Below are 821 nucleotides of genomic sequence, written 5' to 3' on the forward strand. Positions count from 1 at the left end.
CCGCGCGCAACCGGCTGCTCACTTGCGCGTCCAGTCGGCTGTGCAGCAGCGCACCCTCGAAGCTCTGTTGCGCCGGACGCGGATGGTCCAGTGGCAGGCTGTGCACTTCCGGCAAGGAGGCCAGCTTCTGCTGCCAGTACGTCAGTTGCTGCGCATGGCGCGCCTGTTGCGGCGCCTCGCGCTGCCAGCGGGCGTAGTCCGCATACTGCACAGGCAGCGCCTGCCAGCCCGGCGCCCTGCCCTCGACCAGCGCCGCGTACGCTTCGCACCACTCGTCGACCGCGATCGCACCCGACCAGCCGTCCGACGCAATATGGTGCAGCACCAGGACCAGCACATGGCGCTGCGGCGCCAGGCGCAACAATTGCGCCCGCAATGGCAGCTCGCAACGCAGGTTGAACGGCCGCCCCGCTTCCGCTTCGATGGCCATCTCCATGGCCGCCTCATCTTCCACCGCCAGCACCGGCAGGGCCAGCGTGGCCACTTCCTGCACTTCCTGCCATGCATGATCGCCATCGCTGGCATAGGTCGTGCGCAGTATTTCATGGCGCTGCACCACCAGTTGCAGTGCCTGCTGCAGCAGCGCCACATTCAACTCGCCCCGCAGTTCGAGCGCCATCGGCATATGATATTGCACGCTCGCACCATCACCCATCTGGTCGATCAGCCACAGGCGTTGCTGGCCATGCGACAACGGCGCCCGTCCGGGTCCGCGATGCACGATCGGCTGCGCCTCCGCTGGCCCGGCCTGCTCGATGCGCAGTGCCAGCGCCGCCAGCGTCTGCGCCTCGAACACGGCCGTGATCGGCAAGGCAGCCTGA

1 protein-coding gene is annotated in these 821 nt (G+C 67.7%); it reads right to left on the reverse strand.

What is annotated here, in order from left to right; translation table 11 throughout:
* Window positions 1–821, reverse strand: an 821-nt coding sequence (locus CSQ93_RS28500; RefSeq protein ID WP_233516397.1) for a condensation domain-containing protein, incomplete at both ends; no start/stop codon positions are given.

Origin of the sequence: Janthinobacterium sp. BJB426 (genome assembly GCF_002735705.1) — a bacterium.
Taxonomy (GTDB): Bacteria; Pseudomonadota; Gammaproteobacteria; order Burkholderiales; family Burkholderiaceae_D; genus Janthinobacterium.